This is a genomic window from Curtobacterium sp. MCLR17_039 (assembly GCF_003234745.1).
GTDB lineage: Bacteria > Actinomycetota > Actinomycetes > Actinomycetales > Microbacteriaceae > Curtobacterium > Curtobacterium flaccumfaciens.
In genome coordinates this window covers 24,151-42,235 of sequence record NZ_QKTF01000016.1, presented here as the reverse complement: position 1 = coordinate 42,235, position 18,085 = coordinate 24,151, and the positions used below count along the sequence as shown (strand labels likewise).

At 72.5% G+C, this 18,085-nt stretch carries 22 protein-coding genes; 17 read left to right on the top strand and 5 right to left on the bottom strand.

All coding sequences use genetic code 11. From position 1 onward, the window contains the following. Positions 1–2: 2 nt before the first annotated feature. Both DEJ00_RS15720 and DEJ00_RS15715 read right to left on the bottom strand, forming a co-directional pair. Positions 3–257 (bottom strand): hypothetical protein, encoded by a 255-nt coding sequence (locus tag DEJ00_RS15720; protein WP_111057997.1) that lies wholly within the window; start codon positions 255–257, stop codon positions 3–5. 96 nt (positions 258–353) lie between these two features. Further along, positions 354–794 (bottom strand): OsmC family peroxiredoxin, encoded by a 441-nt coding sequence (locus DEJ00_RS15715; protein ID WP_027467170.1) that lies wholly within the window; start codon positions 792–794, stop codon positions 354–356. Between the two features lie 123 nt (positions 795–917). Between DEJ00_RS15715 and DEJ00_RS15710 the strand changes: the two genes are divergently transcribed. Together DEJ00_RS15710 and DEJ00_RS15705 are read left to right on the top strand one after the other, a co-directional pair. Beyond that, positions 918–1,532 (top strand): DUF805 domain-containing protein, encoded by a 615-nt coding sequence (locus tag DEJ00_RS15710; protein ID WP_111057996.1) that lies wholly within the window; start codon positions 918–920, stop codon positions 1,530–1,532. A gap of 22 nt (positions 1,533–1,554) precedes the next feature. Beyond that, positions 1,555–2,598, top strand: a complete 1,044-nt coding sequence (locus DEJ00_RS15705) for an NAD(P)-dependent alcohol dehydrogenase (protein WP_111057995.1) — start codon at positions 1,555–1,557, stop codon at positions 2,596–2,598. Positions 2,599–2,760: 162 nt separating this feature from the next. Here DEJ00_RS15705 and DEJ00_RS15700 read toward each other — a convergent pair whose 3' ends face one another. Then, positions 2,761–4,566, bottom strand: a complete 1,806-nt coding sequence (locus tag DEJ00_RS15700; RefSeq protein ID WP_220038887.1) for a gamma-glutamyltransferase family protein — start codon at positions 4,564–4,566, stop codon at positions 2,761–2,763. Positions 4,567–4,889: 323 nt separating this feature from the next. On the opposite strand from DEJ00_RS15700, the gene DEJ00_RS15695 reads away from it, so the two are divergent. The 11 genes from DEJ00_RS15695 (at position 4,890) to DEJ00_RS15645 (ending at position 13,575) form a co-directional block, all read left to right on the top strand. Continuing rightward, complete coding sequence (locus tag DEJ00_RS15695) at positions 4,890–6,080, top strand: peptidoglycan DD-metalloendopeptidase family protein (protein WP_111057993.1); 1,191 nt, start codon at positions 4,890–4,892, stop codon at positions 6,078–6,080. Positions 6,081–6,151: 71 nt separating this feature from the next. Then, positions 6,152–6,607: an RNA polymerase sigma factor gene (locus DEJ00_RS15690; RefSeq protein ID WP_146247993.1), complete on the top strand. Its 456-nt coding sequence runs from the start codon at positions 6,152–6,154 to the stop codon at positions 6,605–6,607. Next, a complete protein-coding gene (locus DEJ00_RS15685) occupies positions 6,604–7,440 on the top strand; it encodes a hypothetical protein (RefSeq protein ID WP_111057991.1) in 837 nt (278 codons plus the stop codon). The genes DEJ00_RS15690 and DEJ00_RS15685 overlap by 4 nt, the downstream gene beginning before the upstream one ends. Positions 7,441–7,582: 142 nt before the next feature. Then, the gene (locus DEJ00_RS15680) at positions 7,583–8,386 is read left to right on the top strand and encodes a sulfite exporter TauE/SafE family protein (protein ID WP_111057990.1); all 804 of its coding nucleotides are present in this window, start codon (positions 7,583–7,585) and stop codon (positions 8,384–8,386) included. After that, positions 8,383–9,018, top strand: a complete 636-nt coding sequence (locus DEJ00_RS15675) for a DNA alkylation repair protein (protein WP_181440208.1) — start codon at positions 8,383–8,385, stop codon at positions 9,016–9,018. The genes DEJ00_RS15680 and DEJ00_RS15675 overlap by 4 nt, the downstream gene beginning before the upstream one ends. A 284-nt stretch (positions 9,019–9,302) precedes the next feature. After that, complete coding sequence (locus DEJ00_RS15670; RefSeq protein WP_071245864.1) at positions 9,303–10,496, top strand: zinc-dependent alcohol dehydrogenase; 1,194 nt, start codon at positions 9,303–9,305, stop codon at positions 10,494–10,496. After that, positions 10,496–11,605: an NAD-dependent epimerase/dehydratase family protein gene (locus DEJ00_RS15665; protein ID WP_111057988.1), complete on the top strand. Its 1,110-nt coding sequence runs from the start codon at positions 10,496–10,498 to the stop codon at positions 11,603–11,605. Before DEJ00_RS15670 ends, DEJ00_RS15665 begins: the two co-directional genes overlap by 1 nt. 241 nt (positions 11,606–11,846) lie before the next feature. After that, entirely contained in the window at positions 11,847–12,203 is a 357-nt protein-coding gene (locus DEJ00_RS15660; RefSeq protein WP_027467158.1) for an SHOCT domain-containing protein, read from the top strand. Beyond that, on the top strand, positions 12,200–12,454 hold the full coding sequence (locus DEJ00_RS15655; protein ID WP_111057987.1) for a hypothetical protein: 255 nt from the start codon (positions 12,200–12,202) through the stop codon (positions 12,452–12,454). The genes DEJ00_RS15660 and DEJ00_RS15655 overlap by 4 nt, the downstream gene beginning before the upstream one ends. A 9-nt stretch (positions 12,455–12,463) precedes the next feature. Further along, entirely contained in the window at positions 12,464–12,874 is a 411-nt protein-coding gene (locus tag DEJ00_RS15650; RefSeq protein ID WP_111057986.1) for a DUF6314 family protein, read from the top strand. Between the two features lie 35 nt (positions 12,875–12,909). Beyond that, on the top strand, positions 12,910–13,575 hold the full coding sequence (locus DEJ00_RS15645; RefSeq protein WP_111057985.1) for a pentapeptide repeat-containing protein: 666 nt from the start codon (positions 12,910–12,912) through the stop codon (positions 13,573–13,575). Positions 13,576–13,635: 60 nt separating this feature from the next. Here the strand turns inward: DEJ00_RS15645 and DEJ00_RS15640 are convergent, their stop codons facing one another. Further along, the gene (locus DEJ00_RS15640) at positions 13,636–14,643 is read right to left on the bottom strand and encodes an NAD(P)/FAD-dependent oxidoreductase (protein ID WP_111057984.1); all 1,008 of its coding nucleotides are present in this window, start codon (positions 14,641–14,643) and stop codon (positions 13,636–13,638) included. A gap of 67 nt (positions 14,644–14,710) precedes the next feature. Here DEJ00_RS15640 and DEJ00_RS15635 point away from each other — a divergent pair, with 67 nt between their 5' ends. After that, positions 14,711–15,319 carry a helix-turn-helix domain-containing protein gene (locus DEJ00_RS15635; protein ID WP_111057983.1) on the top strand — a complete coding sequence of 203 codons (609 nt, stop codon included), beginning with the start codon at positions 14,711–14,713 and terminating at the stop codon, positions 15,317–15,319. Between the two features lie 20 nt (positions 15,320–15,339). Here the strand turns inward: DEJ00_RS15635 and DEJ00_RS15630 are convergent, their stop codons facing one another. Beyond that, positions 15,340–16,095 carry a glycosyltransferase family 2 protein gene (locus tag DEJ00_RS15630; RefSeq protein ID WP_111057982.1) on the bottom strand — a complete coding sequence of 252 codons (756 nt, stop codon included), beginning with the start codon at positions 16,093–16,095 and terminating at the stop codon, positions 15,340–15,342. Positions 16,096–16,241: 146 nt separating this feature from the next. Here DEJ00_RS15630 and DEJ00_RS15625 point away from each other — a divergent pair, with 146 nt between their 5' ends. The 3 genes from DEJ00_RS15625 to DEJ00_RS15615 are packed head-to-tail and all read left to right on the top strand — an operon-like array spanning position 16,242 to position 18,078. Then, positions 16,242–17,069, top strand: coding sequence for a hypothetical protein (locus tag DEJ00_RS15625; RefSeq protein ID WP_111057981.1), 828 nt, complete (start codon positions 16,242–16,244; stop codon positions 17,067–17,069). Beyond that, positions 17,066–17,509: a phage holin family protein gene (locus tag DEJ00_RS15620; protein WP_051597109.1), complete on the top strand. Its 444-nt coding sequence runs from the start codon at positions 17,066–17,068 to the stop codon at positions 17,507–17,509. The genes DEJ00_RS15625 and DEJ00_RS15620 overlap by 4 nt, the downstream gene beginning before the upstream one ends. Further along, positions 17,506–18,078 carry a DUF3618 domain-containing protein gene (locus DEJ00_RS15615; protein WP_027467152.1) on the top strand — a complete coding sequence of 191 codons (573 nt, stop codon included), beginning with the start codon at positions 17,506–17,508 and terminating at the stop codon, positions 18,076–18,078. Before DEJ00_RS15620 ends, DEJ00_RS15615 begins: the two co-directional genes overlap by 4 nt. Positions 18,079–18,085: the final 7 nt, after the last annotated feature.

The following is an 18,085-nucleotide window of genomic DNA, read 5'->3' as shown; positions in this document are numbered from 1 at the left end:
GATCAGCCCCGGCGGCGCGTGCTGAGACGACCGAGGGCGAAGGCCGCGACGACCGCGCCCACCAGCACGAGGACCGGTCCGACGGTCAGCTGCCACGGTCGGCCATTGGCGACGAACGCGTAGTCGGACAGTGGGGCGTACGCGAACCAGCCGGACGAGGACGGCGGAGCCGTCAGCACGAACACGATCCCGACGACGAGGGCCAGCAGGCCGAGCCAGAGGGCGACGAGGGTCGGGGTGGCGAGGAATCGGGGCACGGCACCCAGCGTAGGTGGCCGACGGACGGGAGGCCCGTGGCGGGGTCGCCACGGGCCTCCCGTCCGTCAGGTGGTGACGGTTCCTGCGTTCCGCGCCTACTGCTCGAAGGTCGCGTGCAGCGTGATCTCGACGCCGGTCAGCGCCTTGCTCACGGGGCAGGTCGCCTTGGCGTCCTCGGCGGCCTTGAGGAAGGCCGCCTCGTCGATGCCGGAGACCTCGCCGCTGACGGTCAGGACGATGCCGGTGAGACGGAAGCCGCCGGCCGGGTCCGGGCCGAGCGAGACGTCGGCCTTGACGTCGAGGGCCTCGACCGTGCCGCCGGCCTCGCCGAGGACGGCGGAGAACTGCATGGCGTAGCAGGCCGAGTGTGCGGCGGCGATGAGCTCCTCGGGGCTCGTGGTGCCCCCGGCGTCCTCGGCGGTGCGCTTCGGGAACGAGACGTCGTACGTGCCGACCTTCGAGCTCGAGAGTTCGACCTGGCCGGAACCGTCCTCGAGGCCGCCGTTCCAGGCGGTGCGTGCGGTGCGAGTGGGCATGCCCGCTCCTTTCGTGTGGGGGAGCGGCCCCGAACGGGACCACCGCTCCTGAGTCAATCGGAGAACGGTCGTTCTCGCAACGGGCTCACGGCGAAGACGCAGGTCTGCCCTACGATCTGGCACATGGGGGACAGCAGCGTGACGGGTTTCCGCGGGGCCGTGCTCGAGCAGGGTCCGGCCGACGTGACGAACCCGGTGGTCGCCTGGCTCCGGTTCTGGACCCAGGGGTGGCGGTTCCATGGGCGGGCGAGTCGTTCGGAGTTCTGGTGGGGGATCGCGCTCGAGCTCGCGCTGGCCGGGGCCGCACTCTGGGTCGTCGGCACGCACGGGACCGGAGGGCGGTGGGAACTGTACGTCGACCCGTTCGGAGCACTCCCGTCGCCGCGGGTCTCGTTCCACCTGATCGACCGCGGGCGGGGGGCGTGGTTCGGCTGGGGCAGCGGTGGGCGGGATGTCTGGCCGGACGCGTGGGACCTGGCGATCCTCGTCCCGACGATCGTGACCATCGTGCCCCGGTGGTCGCTGCTCGTGCGGCGACTGCACGACCGGGACCACACCGGGCTGTGGATCCTGCTCCTCGTGTTCACCGGGCCGCTCGGTGCGGTCGTGCTGGGTGTCATGGTGGCGCGGTCGTCGCGTCCCGGTGGAGCACGGTTCGACCGCGGACTGTTCGCCGGACGGCGTGGTCTCGAGGCAACTGGACGACACATGTCGTCCTCAACGACAGGTGTAGCGTGAAGGGCGATCAAAGGAGAACCCCATGCGCGCCGTCGTGTTCGAGCAGTACCAGACCTTCCCGTCCCTGACCGAGGTCCCGAAGCCCGCGCCCGGGCCCGGTGAGGTCCTGCTCAAGGTCGCCGGCGCCGGTGCCTGCCACTCGGACGTCGCCGTGTACCGGGAGTTCCAGCAGGGGCAGCCGGGAGCCCAGGCACCCGCGTTCGTGCTCGGCCACGAGAACTCCGGCTGGGTCGAGGCCGTCGGCGACGGGGTCACCGGCTTCGCCGAGGGCGACGCCTACCTGGTCTACGGGCCGGTCGGCTGCGGGCACTGCTCGTACTGCTCGAAGGGGCAGGACACGTACTGCGAGAACGCCGCGACGAACCCGTACATGGGCATCGGCCTCGGGCGCGACGGTGGCATGGCGGAGTACGTGAGCGTCCCGGCGCGGAACCTCGTGCCGCTCGGTGACGCCGACCCGATCGCCGCCGCACCGCTCAGCGACGCCGCGCTCACGCCGTACCACGCGATCAAGAACTCCCTGCCGAACCTGGCCGGTGGCGGTCGCTTCGCGCTCGTCGTCGGGCTCGGTGGCCTCGGGCAGATCGCCGTGCAGATCCTGACGGCGCTCACCGGTGCCACGGTCATCGCGACCGACATGAAGCAGGACGCGATGGACCGCGCCGCCGCCCGTGGCGCGATCACCGTCCCCGGCGGCCCGGACCAGGCCGAGCGCATCCGCGAGATCACCGGGGGACGCGGCGTCGACGCGGCCTTCGACTTCGTCGGTGCCACCCCCACGATCAAGGTCGCGCAGGCGTCGATGGCGGTCGGCGGGCGGTTCACCGTCGTCGGGATCGCCGGCGGCGCCACCGAGTGGAACTTCTTCGCGACGCCGTACGAGTCGACGATCACGAACACCTACTGGGGCACGATCGAGGACCTGCACGAGGTCGTCGCGATGTACCGCGCCGGCCAGATCGTCCCCGACGTCGAGCGGTACGCGCTGTCCGACGCACTCGAGGCGTACCGGAAGCTCGAGGCCGGGGAGCTCTCGGGCCGCGCGGTGGTCGTCCCGACGCTCTGAACCGGGCGTACCTGGTCGGATCGGGCGTGCCTGGTCGAACCGGGCGTACCTGGTCGAATCGGGCGTACCTGGTCGAATCGGGCGTACCTGGTCGGAAGTTCTGACCAGGTACGCCCGATTCCACTTTCCAGCGCGGGTGCTCTGGGAAGGAACGGGCGTCGGTCAGCGTCCCGCGGCGTAGCCCTGCGCGCCGCGGGGGTTCGCGGCGGCACCGAGGATCCCGGTGTCCGGGTCGCGGGTGACGCACGACAGCCGGCCGAGGCTCCAGTCACCGCCGCGGGTCACGACGTGTCCGCGGGCCTCGAGTGCCGCGATGACCTCGTCCCCCAGGCGGTCCTCGACGACCAGGCCCGCGGGCTCCCACGTGCGCGGCCAGAACGACCCCGGGAACGACGTGGTGTGCAGCGCCGGCGCGTCGATGGCCTGCTGCGGGGAGTACCCGCCGACGATCCAGCGCAGCAGGAACAGCAGCTGCCACTGGTCCTGCTGGTCACCGCCGGGGGAACCGAGTGCGGCGACCGGCTGCCCGTCGCGGAGCACCAGGGTCGGTGTCAGCGTGGTGCGGGGGCGCTCGCCGGGCCGCAGGGTCGACGCGGTGTCCGGTTCGAGCCAGGTCATCTGCAGGCGGGTGCCGAGGCAGAACCCGAGCTCGGGGATCGTCGGCGACGACTGCAGCCATCCGCCGGACGGGGTCGCACTGACGATGTTGCCCCAGCGGTCCACGACGTCGATGTGGCACGTGTCGCCGCGGGTCTCGCCGTCGGGGGTCACGAACGGCTCGCCGCGGTCCTCGAGGGGAGCTGCCGGCGGGACCTCGGTGTCGGCTTCGGTGTCGCGGGCGACCTGCACGGTCGGTTCGCCCACGCCGACCGAACCGGAGGAGTCGTACGAGGTCCGGACCGGCGGCAGCGCGTGCTCGACCCCGGCGATCGTTCCGGGTCGGAGCTCCGCCGAGGCCCGCTCGCCTATCAGCGCACGGCGCTCGTCGGCGTAGGCGTCGGAGAGCAGGACGTCCATCGGGACCTCGCCGTCGCCGTAGAACGCCTCACGGTCGGCGAGGGCGAGCTTCTGCGCCTCGACGATCGTGTGCGCGCCGAGCTCGGTCGACGGGTCGAGCAGGGCGTCGTCGAGCGGTTCCAGCAGCCGCAGGGTCTGCAGCAGCGCCGGCCCCTGGCCCCACGGCCCGGTCTTGGCGATCGTGCAGCCGCGGAACTCGGCGGTCGTCGCGGGTTCGTACGACGCGCGGAACGCCGCCAGGTCGGACGCCCGGATCACCCCCGCGTGGTCGGTGCCCGACGCGTGCCGGTGCGGTTCGCGGACGAACCGGTCGATCGCCTCGGCGACGAACCCCTCCGCCCACTCGGACCGGGCCGCATCGATGCGGCCGGTCCGGCTGCCGGCACCCGCGCCTGCGTCGACCAGCCGATCGAGCACTGCAGCGAGTGCCTCGTTGCGCACCAGGTCCCCGGGGACCGGCACCGTGCCTCCCGGCAGCCACTGCGTGGCGGAGGTGGGCCAGTGCTGCTCGAACAGCTCGCGCACTGCGGTGATCGTCCGGATCACCGCAGGTGCGACCGGGTGGCCGTCGCGGGCGTACCCGATCGCGGGGTCGAGGACGTCGGCCAGCTCCCAGGTGCCGTGGTCGCGGAGCAGGAGCAGCCAGGCGTCGACCGCGCCGGGGACGGTCGCGGCCAGCGCGCCGGAGCCGGGGACCAGGTCGAGGCCCTCGGCGCGGTAGTGCTCCGGGGTCGCGCCCTCGGGGGCGGGGCCCTGACCGACCAGCACCGTCGGCACGGGGTTCACGGCCGTCGCGAAGACCGCCGTCAGGTCACCGCCGGGGCCGTTCAGGTGGGGCTCCACGACCTGCAGGACGAAGGCACCGGCAACGGCCGCGTCGAAGGCGTTGCCGCCACGCTCGAGCACCGACTGGGCCGTGGCCGTCGCGATCCAGTGCGTCGAGGCCGCCATCCCGAACGTGCCCTGCAGGTCCGGACGGGTGGTCTGCGCTGCGGGCGGGACGAAGGCGGGGTTCGGCGTCGGCATGCCACCATCTTGCGCGCTCCCGGCGCCCCGGCACCCGGGTGAGCGCTGCCCCAGCCTGCCGCCTCCGGTTCCTGCCCCGCCGCGTACCCCCGGAACTGGGGTTGCCCCACCGCGTCAAGGGGGTTGTTTCTCCCCCCGGAAAAGGTGACCATCGTTCGGCGGCGCGTAACCGACGTGCCGCCGAACGGTCGCGCAGGGGCGCGTCCGCCACCTGGACCGCCTCCCTGCGGTCCCAGCTCAGGGAACTCATGCGCCGCACTTCGTCGTCTTCGGCTCGCCTCCGCCCAGTCCGCGCTCGGGTCGTCGCAGCGCTCGTCGCGCTCGCCGCCGTCGCGACGGGGCTGGTGAGCACCGCCACCCCGGCCGCCGCCGCTCCGATCGTCTACACGGGCACCGTCGCCGCGGGCAAGACGCTCTGGCCGGGCGACTCGGTGACCTCGAACAACGGGCAGTTCCAGCTCGTCATGCAGGGCGACGGCAACCTCGTCGAGTACGGCATCGGTCGCAAGGTGCTCTGGGCGTCGAACACGTCCGGCAAGTCCGGGGCCTTCGCGCAGATCCGGGCGAACGGCACGCTCGCCATCGTCCACAACAACGTGCGGATCGCGCTCTGGGGCGGCGCCGGGCACGTCGGCCGGAACTTCGGGGTCCGCCCGGACGGCACGATGCGCATGATCAACACGGCCAACAAGAGCGTCGTCGAGTTCCCCACGTACCAGGACAGCGTCGCCGCGGGGAACCTCATCCTGCCGGGGACGGTCCTGCGGTCCGACCGCACCAACGCCCGGACCCTCACCATGCGCGCCGACGGGGTGCTCGCACAGGTCGTGAACGGCAAGCAGGTCTGGGCGACGAAGACCGCCGGGAACGTCGGGGCCTACGCCTCGGTGCAGGCCGACGGCAACTTCGCCGTCTACTCGGCCGCGGACAAGTGGCTCTGGTCGAGTGCCACGAGCCGTGCCGGCGGCGGACGGCTCCTCGTGCAGGTCGACGGCAACGTCGTGCTCTACGGCAAGTCCGACACCCGGGCGTGGTCGACCCGCCCCGTGACCGGGCTGCTGTGGCCGGTGGCCAGCACCAAGATCTCCGGCCGGTACGGTGACGACCGCGGCGTCGGACACGTCCCGCGCTACCACCAGGGCACCGACTCGCCCGTGGGGACCGGGACGCCCGTGTACGCCTCGGGGACCGGGACGGTCACCACCACCGTCGCGAACCACGCGTCCTACGGCAACTACGTCGTCGTCACGTACGGCAACACCACCGTCCTCACCGCGCACCTCAGCAAGATCGGCGTGAAGCAGGGGCAGATCGTGTCGAAGGGCAACGAGGTGGGCAAGTCCGGCAACACCGGGCAGTCCACCGGGGCCCACGTGCACGTCGAGGTGCGCCAGGCCGGCTCGCTCATCGACCCGCTCTCGGTGCTGCACTTCCGGTGATGCGACCGAACCGGGCGTTTCGGCTGTCAGGATCGCCGATCTCGCGACACTCCTGAAGTGAAGGGAGTGCTGTGACGAACGATGACTCACACCTCGTGCGCCGGATGGTCGCCGGGGACCGTACCGCACTGGCGACCGCGTTCGACCGGTTCGCCCCGGTGCTGACGCGCTACGCGTGGGCGGTCTCCGCGACGCCGACCGACGTCGAGCGCGTCGTGCAGGAGTCGTTCCTGTCGCTCTGGCAGCACGCCGACGGCCTGTACCTGCCCACCGGTCTGCTGCTGCCGTGGCTCCTGGCCGTCTGCCGATCGCACGCCCGGACGAGTGGTGCGGACGGCGGCGGCGCTGCGCCGTTGCGCTGGGTCGAGGACGACCTGCGTGCCCTCCCCGAGACCGACCGACGACTCGTCGAGCTCTGTCTCGTCGAGGGTCGGACGTGGTCGGACGCCGCGCAGCACCTCGGACTCCGCCCGCAAGGACCCACGCCACGGCGGGGGTCCCGAGCGACGAAGGAGGTGCAGCGATGAACTCCGAGCCCCCGATCGGAGACGACCTGCAGCGCATGCTCGTCTCGATGAAGCAGAACGTGCTCGAGCGGGCCGAACCGCGGAAGCGCCGTGGACGTCGCACCGGCATCGTCATCACCGTCATCGCCCTGCTCGCCGTGGGGACGGCGGGTGGTGGCGTCGCGCTCGGACTCATCCCGACGTCGCCCACCGAGCCCGAGCCCGCGCCGAGCGCCACCAGCCAGCCGAGCCAGACCGTCACGCCGTCGTCGGCGCCGGTCGTCGGTGAACCGACCCCGACGCCCACGCCCACGCCGACCGCCCCGCCGTACTCGGCGACGGACTGGTCGACGTGGACGATCTCGGCGGATGCCGTCGGACCGGCGACGCTCGGCAGCCCCGCCGGGGCCGACGACGCCGCACTGCGTGCCGCGTTCTCGCCCGCGCCGCCCCTGATCGACGACAAGGGGACCGTGATCTACCCGTTCGGTTGCCCGAACACGAACTCCAGGATCTGGGACGGACCCGGTGGCGAGCGTGTCGTCGAGGTCGTCGCCGGCGGCGCGGTCGGTACGGTCGTCATCCAGCAGGGGCAGGACGCCGCACCGGGCCAGCAGGTGGGCCCGAAGACGCTCGAGGGGGTGGGTCTGGGCAGCACCCTCGCCGAGGTCAGGGCTGCCTACCCGGACCTGGTCCAGACCCGGACAGACGCGGCGGGTGGTACCCGTGACACGTTCTGGGCGGTTCGGTCCGGCGAGCGGTACATCGTGTTCCAGGTCGGCGAGGGGAGCGGCCGCGTGGCGACCGTCTTCGTGGGCGGCACGAGCGAGCCGGTGGCCGACTACTGCTCCTGACGCCCCGACACGCGATCTGACGTTCGCTTCGTGAGCAGAAATGGTCGGGTCGCCTTCGGGCACCCGACCATTCCTGCACTCCAAGTGCGGGCTACCTCGCACCGTGCGAGAGCACGCCCGCGGCGCGGATAGCCTGGGCAGGATGAGGAAGCGCGGCGGAACGGTGCTCGTGTTGGTGGCGATCGGGGTCCTGGCGGGGGTCCTGTCCGGGCTGTTCGGCGTCGGTGGTGGGGTCATCGTGGTACCGGCGCTCATGGCCTTCGCACAGATGGACCAGCGTCGGGCCTCGGCCACGTCGCTCGTGGCGATCGCCCCCGCGGCCGTCGTCGGTGCGGTCACCTACGCCGTGCAGGGCGAGGTGCACTGGCTGGCGGCCCTGACCCTGGCGGTCGGCAGCGTCATCGGCGCGCCGATCGGTGCCCGGCTGCTCCGTGCCCTGCCGCTCCGCGTGCTGCCCTGGATCTTCGTCGGGTTCATCGCCGTCGTGCTGGTGTCGCTGTTCACCACGGTGCCGACCCGCGGCGGCGAGGTGCACTTCGGGGTCGTCGAGGCGATCGTCCTGCTGCTGCTCGGGCTGCTGTCGGGGGTGCTGTCCGGGCTCGTCGGGGTCGGCGGCGGGGTCGTCATCGTGCCGGGGCTCGAGGTCGTGCTCGGCGCCGGCGACCTGCTGGCGAAGGGCACGTCACTCCTCACGATGGTGCCGACGTCGCTGTCCGGGACGGTCGCGAACCTGCGGCGTCGCGCGGTCGACCTGCGGGTCGGGCTGACGGTCGGCATCACCGCCGCCGTCTGCTCGCCGGGTGGCGCCGTGCTGGCGCGCCTGGTCGACCCGCAGGTCGGCACCTGGCTGTTCGCGGCGTTCCTGGTGGTCGTCGCGGTCATCGTGCTCAGCCGCGGGCGTCGGACGGCACCACAGAACGACGCGAGCGACGGGGCGGTCGCGTGACGGGCCTCCAGGCAGGGCGCGACGCGGAAGCCGTGCTGGCGGCATTCGCCCGCACCACCGGCGACGTCGCCGCGGCCCGCCGGGTCGCGCGGCAGTTCCACGACCTCGACGAGGGGGAGCGCTCGGCGCTGCTCTGGAGCGAGGACGACGGCGCGAAGCTCGTCGCCGTCCTGCTGCTCGTGCAGGCGATGCGGGCGCAGCCGGACCCGGAGCTCACCGACGAGTACCTGTCCGCGGCGAAGGCCGAGCGGCTCGAAGACCCGGTGCTCGTCGACCTGGCCGCCGAGGAACTCGTCGGCGCCCCGTTGGTGGGCGCCTCGACCGGTCCGCTGTTCGCGCTGGCGAAGTCCGACGTCGCGATGGTCCGCCGGATCGCGGTCGTGGCGACCCTGGCGTTCGCGAAGCAGGGCGACGCCGAGGTGCCGCTCGGGATCGCCGGGCGCCTGGTTCGGGAGCGCAGCGAGACGGTGCAGTCGGCGCTCGGGTTGGTCCTGCGCGAGACGGGGAAGCGGGCGTCCGAGCCGGCCCTCGTGGCGTTCCTCGAGCAGAGCGGCCGGTTCCTCAGCCCGGCCGCCCGCCGGACGGCCACCGAGCACCTGCCGCCGGGGGAGCGTGACCGGCTGCGGGGATGACACAGCTCGCGGTCGCGCGCGACGCCTTGCTCGCCCGGGCAGAACCCGCCTGAGGCGACGGCCGGGAGGCCCGGTGCGGGTCCGCCCCGCCGCTGGCCGCCCGCGCGCACCGGCCCCACCGCCGCGCCGGGGTCCGGCGCCTGTGCTGCGGGCACGCCCACCCGCGCCGACGTGCGCGAGGGGGACGCGGGGCTGGGAGCGTCCACGGGGCGGGCGCGTACCGAGGAGGGGAACGCGAGTCGTGCCTCCAGGCCGGCTCGAAGCGACCACGAGAGGAACGCAACGTGCGCGCACTGACCTACCAGGGCACCGAGAAGGTGTCCGTCGAGACCGTCCCCGACCCGACCATCCAGGAGCCGACCGACGCGATCGTGCGGATCACCTCCACGGCGATCTGCGGGTCCGACCTGCACCTGTACCGCGTGCTCGGCCCGTACATCGACCGCGGCGACGTCCTCGGCCACGAGCCGATGGGCATCGTGGAAGAGGTCGGATCCGGCGTCACGAACCTGAAGGTCGGCGACCGGGTCGTCATCCCCTTCAACATCTCTTGCGGCCACTGCTGGATGTGCCAGCACGGCCTGCAGTCGCAGTGCGAGACCACCCAGGTGACCGAGTACGGCACCGGTGCCTCGCTGTTCGGCTACACCAAGATGTACGGCCAGGTCCCCGGTGGCCAGGCCGAGTACCTTCGCGTGCCGCACGCCGACTACGGCCCCATCGTCGTGCCGGACGACGGCACCCCCGACGACCGCTGGCTGTTCCTGAGCGACATCCTGCCGACCGCGTGGCAGGCCGTGCAGTACGCCCAGGTGCCCGAGGGCGGCACGCTCGCCGTGCTCGGCCTCGGCCCGGTCGGCCAGTTCGCCGCCCGCATCGGCAAGCACCTCGGCTACCGCGTGCTCGCCGTCGACCCCGAGCAGGTCCGCCGTGACCTCGGGGCGAAGCACGGCGCCGAGGTGTTCGACCTGACCAAGGACCTGGTGCCCGAGCTCGTCGACCTGACCGACGGCCGCGGCCCCGACGGGGTCGTCGACGCCGTCGGCATGGAGGCCCACGGCAACCCGATGGCGGGCTTCGCACAGCGTGCCGCCGGCCTGCTGCCCGACAAGCTCGCGCAGAAGGCGATCGAGACCGCCGGTGTCGACCGGCTGGCCGCCGTGCACGCGGCGATCGACCTGGTCCGCCGCGGTGGCACCGTCTCGCTGAGCGGTGTCTACGGCGGCATGGCCGACCCGATGCCGATGATGACGCTGTTCGACAAGCAGATCACCATCCGCGAGGGTCAGTGCAACGTGAAGCGCTGGATCGACGACATCATGCCGCTCGTCTCCGACCCGTCGGACCCGCTCGGCACGCTCGACCTGACCACCCACCGCGTCTCGCTCGAGGAGGCCCCGCACATGTACGAGGTCTTCCAGAAGAAGCAGGACAACTGCGTCAAGGTCGTGCTCGACCCCGCGATGGCCGCGGCCTGATGCGCGTCGTCGTCGTCGGCGCGACCGGCAACGTGGGGACGGCGGTGCTCCGTCGGCTCGCGGCCGTGCGCGCCGACGGCGACGGTGTCACCGGTCGTCACGCCGCCGGTGACGCCGGCCATCACGCCGCCGGTGACGCCGCCCGTGACGCCGCCGGCGTCCAGATCGTCGGCGTCGCCCGGCGCCTGCCGGACCTCCGCGCGGAGCCGTACGCCGCCGCCGTCTGGCACGCGGTCGACGTCGGCGCCGCGGACGCCGTGGACCAGCTCACGGCCGTGTTCCAGGGCGCCGACGCCGTCATCCACCTGGCGTGGGCCCTCCAGCCGACGCACGACATCCCCGCGCAGCACCGCACGAACGTGACCGGCACGGCGAACGTCCTGGCCGCCGTCGCGCGCGCCGAGGTGCCCCAGGTCGTCGTCGCGTCCTCGGTCGGTGCCTACCGCGGGGTGGACGTCGACGGCAAGCACACCCCCGTGGACGAGAGCTGGCCCGCCGACGGTATCCCGACGGCGACGTACTCGATCCACAAGGCCGCGAACGAAGCGGCGATGGACGCGTTCGAGGCCGAACACCCCTCCGTGACCGTCACCCGGCTGCGCCCGGGGCTGATCTTCCAGCGGGACGCCGCCGCCGAGATCCGGGGGCTGTTCCTCGGACACCTCGTGCCGATGTCGATCGTGCGGTGGATCCGCTGGCTCGTGCTGCCGCTGCCGTACCCGTTCGTGTTCCAGGCCGTGCACGCCGACGACGTCGCGGACGCCTACTGGCGCGCGGTCGACCGACGGGCAGCTGGGGCGTTCAACATCGCCGCCTCGCCCGTGCTCAACCCGCCGCGACTGGCCCGGGCCTTCGGCATGCTCGGTGCCGTGCGGATCCCGCTGCGGTTGCTGCGCGGGATCGTGACGGTGACGTGGCGGCTGCGGTTGCAGCCGACGGACGCCGGGTGGATCGACATCGCGGCCGGGGTGCCGATCATGCGGACCGACCGTGCCCGGTCGGTGCTCGGATGGGAGGCCCGGCACACCTCCGAAGAAGCGTTGCGTGCACTCGTGGCCGGGTTCGCGGACGGTGCGAACGTTCCGGGGTCCGGGCCGCTCCGCGGCTGACCGGGCTGGGGCTGGGGGTGGCCGGGGTCGGCGCTGCCTGGTCGCCCCGGGCGTACCGGGTGCTTTCGGGCGTACCTGGTGGTTTCGGGCGTACCGGGTGTTTTCGGGCGTACCGGGTCGGAAGTTCTGACCAGGTACGCCCGGTTCCACATTCCATCGCGGGCGTTCTGGGAAGGAACGTCCGCTCGTGTTCCCCGTCTCGCGCTACGCTTCGCTCGTCGTTGTGAGAAGGGGGAGTGCGATGGTGCTCAGTTGGTCCGCGTTCAGTGAGCTCGAGGGGCCGGGGGAGTCGGGGATGTCCGACCTGTTCGGCGGCTGGTTCGGCATCGCGTTCGGGGTCGTCGCGGCGCTGATGATCCTCACGACCCTGACGATCGTCATCCTCTCGCTCTACCGGGGCAAGCGGATGGCCGACCGTGGTCAGAACCCGCTCACCATGCAGGAGGACATCGCGTACCAGGCGATGCAGAGCCGCACGTTCGCTCCGGACAAGCCGCTCGAGCAGCGCCTCGCCGAACTCGACGACCTGCACGCGCGCGGTGTGATCTCCGACGAGGAGCACCGCAGCGCCCGAGCCGAGGCCCTGCGCGGACGATGATCGTCTCCGAAGACGTCCGCAACCCCCTGATCCCGCCGGTCTACGACCTCGTCTGGACCCTGCTGATGGCGCTCGTCGTCATCGTGGTCATCGTCGCCGTGTGCATCGCGGTCGTCCGCAGTCGGCGTCCCCACGGTGCCCGTCGGAGCTCGCCGGAGCAGCGGCTCCTCGAACTCGACGAGCTGCACGCCCGCGGTGTCATCACCGACGACGAGCGCCGAGCCGCGCGGGCCGAGGCCCTGCGCCGTTAGCCTGGTCCGGTGCTGCTGCCGACGGACCTGCTCGGGGTGTGGGAACTCCACCGCACCGTGCACGACCACCGCACCGGGGCCGCGGGGACCGTCACCGGGACCACCACCCTGACCCGGGTCGGCGACGACGAGGTTCGCTGGGACGAGTCCGGCGTGATGATCTTCGACGGCCGGTCCACCCCGGTGTCCCGGACCCTCCTCCTCCGGCGGGGTCCCGACGGCGGCTGGACCGTGCACTTCTCCGACGGTCGGGTCTTCCACGACTGGGTCTGGGGCACGAGCGTCGCCCACGCCTGCGCTCCGGACGACTACACGGGTGCCTTCGACGGCGACGAAGACCGCTGGACGGTGCGGTGGGAAGCACGTGGTCCGGCGAAGGACTACCGGCTGGACAGCGTCCTCACCCGACCGCGGTCGTGACCCGCGGGGTCGGCGGTCACCGCCAGACTGGGGGCATGGCACGCTCCTCCGGCACCGACGCCCCGCGCATCACCCTGACCGAACCGACGAACCTCGAGGACTGGGCACCAGCTCCCGGTGACGTCCTGACGGGGGACCGCCTCGAGGGCAAGCGCATCGACGTCCTCGACCTGGCCGGCGAGCGGCTGCCCGACCTGGAGATCGAGGAGTGTGTCATCGACACGTTCCGGGGCGACGATGCGGACTTCCGTGGGCTCCGGGTCCGTGACTCGATCATCGACTCGCTTGACGCCCCGATCCTGCGGGCGTCGAGCAGCTCGTGGCGCGAAGTCCGGGTCTCCGGCGGTCGGGTCGGCTCGGCGGAGCTGTACGACTCCGGACTGAACGGCGTCGAGTTCGTCGGCATGAAGTTCGGGTTCGTGAACCTGCGCGGCTCGACGATCACCGACGTCGTGTTCCGTGACTGCGTCATCGACGAGCTCGACATCGCCGACGCGAAGCTGCTGCGGGTGTCGTTCGACGGCAGCAGCATCCGCGCCGCCGAGGGGTCGAACACCCGCATCGACCACGTGGACCTGCGCGGAGCGGACCTCGATCGGGTCGAGCGGCTCGAAGGGTTCCGCGGGGCCACGATCGGCGCCGACCAGCTGTACACGCTCGCTCCGCTGCTGGCCGCGCAGGCCGGCTACCGCGTCGACTGACCCACGCCGAGTTTCGCGCTCACCGACACTGCACGCCCGACCGGCCCCGCGAACTGTCGCTCAGCCCGAAACAGCGCCCGAAACAGCGCCAGCGCCGACCCCAGCGCCGACCCCGGCCAGCGCCGCGACCAGGTCGGCCTGCACCAGGTCGCCGTGCACCGCTGCACCCACCTGGGTGCCGGCAGCCGCCGACGCGATGACCGTCGCCATCGGGGCCGTCACGTTGCCTGCCGCGGACACCCCGCGCACGGCGGTCTGCCCGGCGGCGTCCACGGTCAGCGCCGTCGCGAAGCGGTGGTCCCCCATGAACTGGTCGGTGGCGGCGAGGCCGAGCCCGGACAGGAAGTCCACCCGCGCCTCGGGCCGGCTCGCCGTGGCCAGGGCATCGAGCTCGACGAAGGAACCGTCGCCGAGCCGGACCCCGGTCAGCCGGTCACCCTCGGAGACCACTTCGGCGACCGGGCCCTGAACCACCGAGATGCCGCGGGCCGCCAAACCGGCCAGGGCGGTGTCGTCCATCAGCGCTGGATCGGTCAGGAACGCGGTCACCCGATCGCTCAGCGCCCGGAACATGAGCGCGTGGTGTGCGGCGTTCGGTGTCGTGACGAGGACCCCGATCCGCTGGTCGCGGATCTCCCAGCCGTGGCAGAACGGGCAGTGCACGACCCCGCGCCCCCACTGTTCGGCCAGGCCCGGGACCTCGGGCAGGACGTCCACGGCGCCGGAGGCGACGACCAGTCTGCGGGCCGTGACGACCGCGCCGGAGTCCAGCGTGACCGAGAAGCCGACCCGGTCGTGACCGTCACCGGTCGTGGCGGACGTGGCCACGACCCTCCCGGCCGTGACCTGGACGCCGTAGGCGGCGACCTCGCTGCGACCGATGCGGATCAGCTCGGCGGGCGCGACGCCCTCGTGGCCGAGGTAGTTGTGTGCGCCGGCCGCCGGAGCGTTGCGGGGCTCGCCGGAGTCGACGACGAGCACCGAGCGCCGCGAACGGCCGAGGATCAGGGCGGCGGAGAGGCCGGCGGCCGAGCCGCCGATGACGATGACGTCGAAGTGTTCAGGCATGCGCTGATCATGCGGCCGGTCACGAGTGAACAGCAACGAAGTTTGCCGATGTGGCAACATGGTTCGCATGGCACACAGCACCCGGGGACCGGTCGCCCCGCGCACGACGGCCGACGTCGTCGACGGGGTCGGCCCCCGACTCCGCGCGCTGCGCGCCCACCGCGACGTCACGCTCGCGGCACTGTCCGAGCAGACGGGGATCTCGGTGAGCACCCTGTCGCGGCTCGAGTCCGGGCAGCGGAAGCCCACACTTGAACTGCTGCTGCCCCTCGCTCGGGCGTACCAGGTGCCCCTCGACGACCTGGTCGGCGCACCACAGACCGGCGACCCGCGTGTGCACATGAAGCCCGAGGTGCACGGCGGCCGCGTGGTCGTCCCGCTGACGAAGCGGACCGGCGGGGTGCGCTCGTTCAAGCAGCTGTTCCCGCCGAACACCCCGGGTGGGGAACCCTCGCTCAAGACGCACGAGGGCTACGAGTGGCTCTACGTGCTGTCCGGACGGCTCCGGTTGGTGCTGGGGGAGCACGACCTCGACCTGGGTCCCGGAGAGGTCGCCGAGTTCGACACCCACACCCCGCACTGGATGGGCAACGTGACCGACTCCGTCACCGAGGTGCTGTGCCTGTACGGGCCGCAGGGCGAGCGGGCGCACGTGCGGTCCCGACCCGCTCGGTGACCGGCTGACCGAAGCCGTCGTCAGCGGCTGCGCCACCACCACCGCGACCGCGACCGCGATCGCAGCCGTCGTGCCCACCGGCGCACCGGGTTGGCCCGCCGGCCGTTCACGCGGAACGTGTGGAAGGCGCGTCGCGTCCGCACCCAGACGGACGGGAGGCCCGACAACGGTCGCGCGGACACCTGCACCGTGAGCACGGGGTCGGCCACCACCCGCCAGGCCGGGTCGAGCTGCATGCTCAGGTCGACGTCGTCGTGCACCTCGGCGTCGTCCCGGTGCGCTCGCCCCCCGACCGCGGCCCAGGTCGACCGGCGCATCGCCATGGCGGACCCGAACAACGGTGGGTGTCCGAGTGCACTCCACATCAGCACGAAGTACGGGCCCATGTAGACGGCGTCCCACAGTCGGCGCACCACGGGGCCGCCGTTCCGTGGTCGGCCCGGACCGGTGACCGCGACGACCTCGGGGTCGGCGAGCAGGCGGACGGCGTCGGCGATCCAGGACGGCGGTGGGACGGAGTCGGCATCGAGCCGCACGACCACGTCGCCGGACGCCCGGTCGTAGCCGCGCGCCGAGGCTCGGGCGATCCCGCGCACCGGCTCCGTGACCACGACCGCGCCGGCGTCCCGGGCGATCGCCGCGCTGTCGTCGGTGCTGCCGTTGTCGACCACGACGACCTCGTCGGCCGGCCGGGTCTGGGCCGCGAGGGCGGCGAGGCACCGGCGCAGGTGCACGGCATCGTCCCGCACGGGGATCACGACCGAGACACGGGGCATCCGTCGATCCAACCGGCTGTCGCCTGTGCGGATTGCCGGACCGCGTTTCCCGGCATTCCTGGGTCCTGACCCAGAGGGCAGCGCGCACGTTCGATGCGAAACGCCCCCGGTGCACGCCGGGGACGACGACAACCGGAAGGCCGACCATGACCACGAACCCACCCGGGAACGACTCCGGGACGCCCATCCACGACCGCACCGCAGCCTCCGAGGGGCACGAGGTCGCCCCCGGCGTGACGGTGCCGTCGTACGCCAGCGGTACCCCCGCCGCGCGATCCACCGACCCCGGTGCGCCCCGGACCGACGACCCGTACGGCGACAGCGCCGCCGAGGTGCCGTTCGACGCACCCCTCGACGCCGTCCCGGCCGACGAGCAGCTCCCCGCCGTCCCGTCCGCCGCGTCCGCCGGCAGCGTCAGCGGCTCCAGCGGCGCTGGCAGCTCCAGCGGCGATGGCAGCGGCTCCGGCAAGGCCGATGCGGCGAAGGGTGCCGCGCAGGACGTCGCCGGCGACGCCAAGGAGAAGGCCGCGAACGTCGCGGGCACCGCCAAGGAGCAGGCGTCGAAGGTCGCCTCCGAGGCGACCGACCACGCCAAGCAGCTCTACGGCCAGGCGTCCGAGAACCTCAAGCAGCAGGCCGGCGAGCAGCAGCAGCGCGCTGCCGGCGGACTCCGCTCCCTCGGTGAGCAGCTCGGGCGCATGGCCGAGAACGACGACGAGCAGGGTGTGGCCTCGAAGGTCGTCCGCGACCTGTCGGGCCGCGCGACCTCCGCCGCCGGGTTCCTCGAGAACCGCGACCCGGGCTCGCTGCTCGACGAGGTGAAGACCTTCGCCGCGAAGCGCCCCGGCACCTTCATCGCGATCGCCGCGGGCGCCGGCCTGCTGGCCGGCCGCCTGACCAAGGCGCTCGCGACCGAGGTCAAGCACGAGAAGGAGGCCGGCGACGGCACGACCGGATCGGGGAGTGGCGTATGAGCCAGTCCGTCCCCGGCGCGACACCCCTGGGCGAACCGACGCCCGAGGAGCGCGCTGCGACCACACCGCTCGGTGAGCTGCTGTCCGACGTGTCGCGCGACCTCTCCAGCCTGTTCCGGCAGGAGGTCGCCCTCGCGAAGGCCGAGCTGACCGACTCCGCGAAGAAGGCCGGCAAGGCGGGCGGGATGTTCGGCGGCGCCGGACTCACCGCCGTGTTCGCCCTGCTGTTCCTGTCGATCGCCGCGTGGTGGGGCCTCGGTTACCTGATCGGCAACGCCTGGTCCGCCCTGATCATCGCGGTCGTCTACGCGATCGTCGCCGCGATCCTGGCCGTCCGCGGGCGCAAGGAGATCAAGGAGATCAAGGGCGCCCCGCAGACGGTCGAGACCGCCAAGGAAGTCCCCGAGACACTCAAGCCCAACACCGGGAGGAAGCCATGAGCACCCCAGACGAGATCCGCGCCGACATCGAGCGCACCCGCGGCGAACTCGGCTCCGACGTCGACGCCCTCGCCGACAAGGTCAGCCCGTCGTCCATCGCCCACCGCCAGAGCGAGAAGGTGAAGGGCCGGTTCCAGGACGTCCGCGAGTCCGTGATGGGCGCGGCCCAGTCGGCCCGCTCGAGCGCCTCCGGTTCCGCCTCGGGCGCGACCGGCCAGGCGAAGGACGTCGCGCAGAAGGGCGTCGAGAAGGCGAAGGGCAACCCCCTGGCCGTCGGCCTCATCGCGTTCGGTGCCGGTTGGCTGGTGTCGTCGCTCCTGCCGACGACCGAGAAGGAAGAAGAGCTCGCCGGTGAGCTGAAGGACAAGGCTGCACCGCTCGTCGACGAGGTCAAGGAGCAGGCGAAGGACGTCGGCTCGCAGCTCGGCGACGTGGCGAAGGAGCACGCGCAGGACCTCAAGGGGACCGCGCAGGACGCCGCGCAGGCGGTCAAGGGCGAGGCACAGGGGGCCGCGTCCGACGTCAAGGACAACGCGCAGGGTGCGGCGGACGACGTCCGCAGCAGCTGAGCGGAAC

What these genes read in the sequence shown, in the direction of transcription:
- DEJ00_RS15655 (WP_111057987.1), top strand. Translation starts at nt 12,200, where the DNA reads ATGATCGTCTCCGAAGACGTCCGCAACCCCCTGATCCCGCCGGTCTAC.
- DEJ00_RS15630 (WP_111057982.1), bottom strand. Translation starts at nt 16,095, where the DNA reads ATGCCCCGTGTCTCGGTCGTGATCCCCGTGCGGGACGATGCCGTGCAC.
- DEJ00_RS15635 (WP_111057983.1), top strand. Translation starts at nt 14,711, where the DNA reads ATGGCACACAGCACCCGGGGACCGGTCGCCCCGCGCACGACGGCCGAC.
- DEJ00_RS15680 (WP_111057990.1), top strand. Translation starts at nt 7,583, where the DNA reads ATGAGGAAGCGCGGCGGAACGGTGCTCGTGTTGGTGGCGATCGGGGTC.
- DEJ00_RS15705 (WP_111057995.1), top strand. Translation starts at nt 1,555, where the DNA reads ATGCGCGCCGTCGTGTTCGAGCAGTACCAGACCTTCCCGTCCCTGACC.
- DEJ00_RS15685 (WP_111057991.1), top strand. Translation starts at nt 6,604, where the DNA reads ATGAACTCCGAGCCCCCGATCGGAGACGACCTGCAGCGCATGCTCGTC.
- DEJ00_RS15620 (WP_051597109.1), top strand. Translation starts at nt 17,066, where the DNA reads ATGAGCCAGTCCGTCCCCGGCGCGACACCCCTGGGCGAACCGACGCCC.
- DEJ00_RS15660 (WP_027467158.1), top strand. Translation starts at nt 11,847, where the DNA reads ATGGTGCTCAGTTGGTCCGCGTTCAGTGAGCTCGAGGGGCCGGGGGAG.
- DEJ00_RS15710 (WP_111057996.1), top strand. Translation starts at nt 918, where the DNA reads ATGGGGGACAGCAGCGTGACGGGTTTCCGCGGGGCCGTGCTCGAGCAG.
- DEJ00_RS15615 (WP_027467152.1), top strand. Translation starts at nt 17,506, where the DNA reads ATGAGCACCCCAGACGAGATCCGCGCCGACATCGAGCGCACCCGCGGC.
- DEJ00_RS15625 (WP_111057981.1), top strand. Translation starts at nt 16,242, where the DNA reads ATGACCACGAACCCACCCGGGAACGACTCCGGGACGCCCATCCACGAC.
- DEJ00_RS15665 (WP_111057988.1), top strand. Translation starts at nt 10,496, where the DNA reads ATGCGCGTCGTCGTCGTCGGCGCGACCGGCAACGTGGGGACGGCGGTG.
- DEJ00_RS15695 (WP_111057993.1), top strand. Translation starts at nt 4,890, where the DNA reads ATGCGCCGCACTTCGTCGTCTTCGGCTCGCCTCCGCCCAGTCCGCGCT.
- DEJ00_RS15645 (WP_111057985.1), top strand. Translation starts at nt 12,910, where the DNA reads ATGGCACGCTCCTCCGGCACCGACGCCCCGCGCATCACCCTGACCGAA.
- DEJ00_RS15700 (WP_220038887.1), bottom strand. Translation starts at nt 4,566, where the DNA reads ATGGCGGCCTCGACGCACTGGATCGCGACGGCCACGGCCCAGTCGGTG.
- DEJ00_RS15715 (WP_027467170.1), bottom strand. Translation starts at nt 794, where the DNA reads ATGCCCACTCGCACCGCACGCACCGCCTGGAACGGCGGCCTCGAGGAC.
- DEJ00_RS15640 (WP_111057984.1), bottom strand. Translation starts at nt 14,643, where the DNA reads ATGCCTGAACACTTCGACGTCATCGTCATCGGCGGCTCGGCCGCCGGC.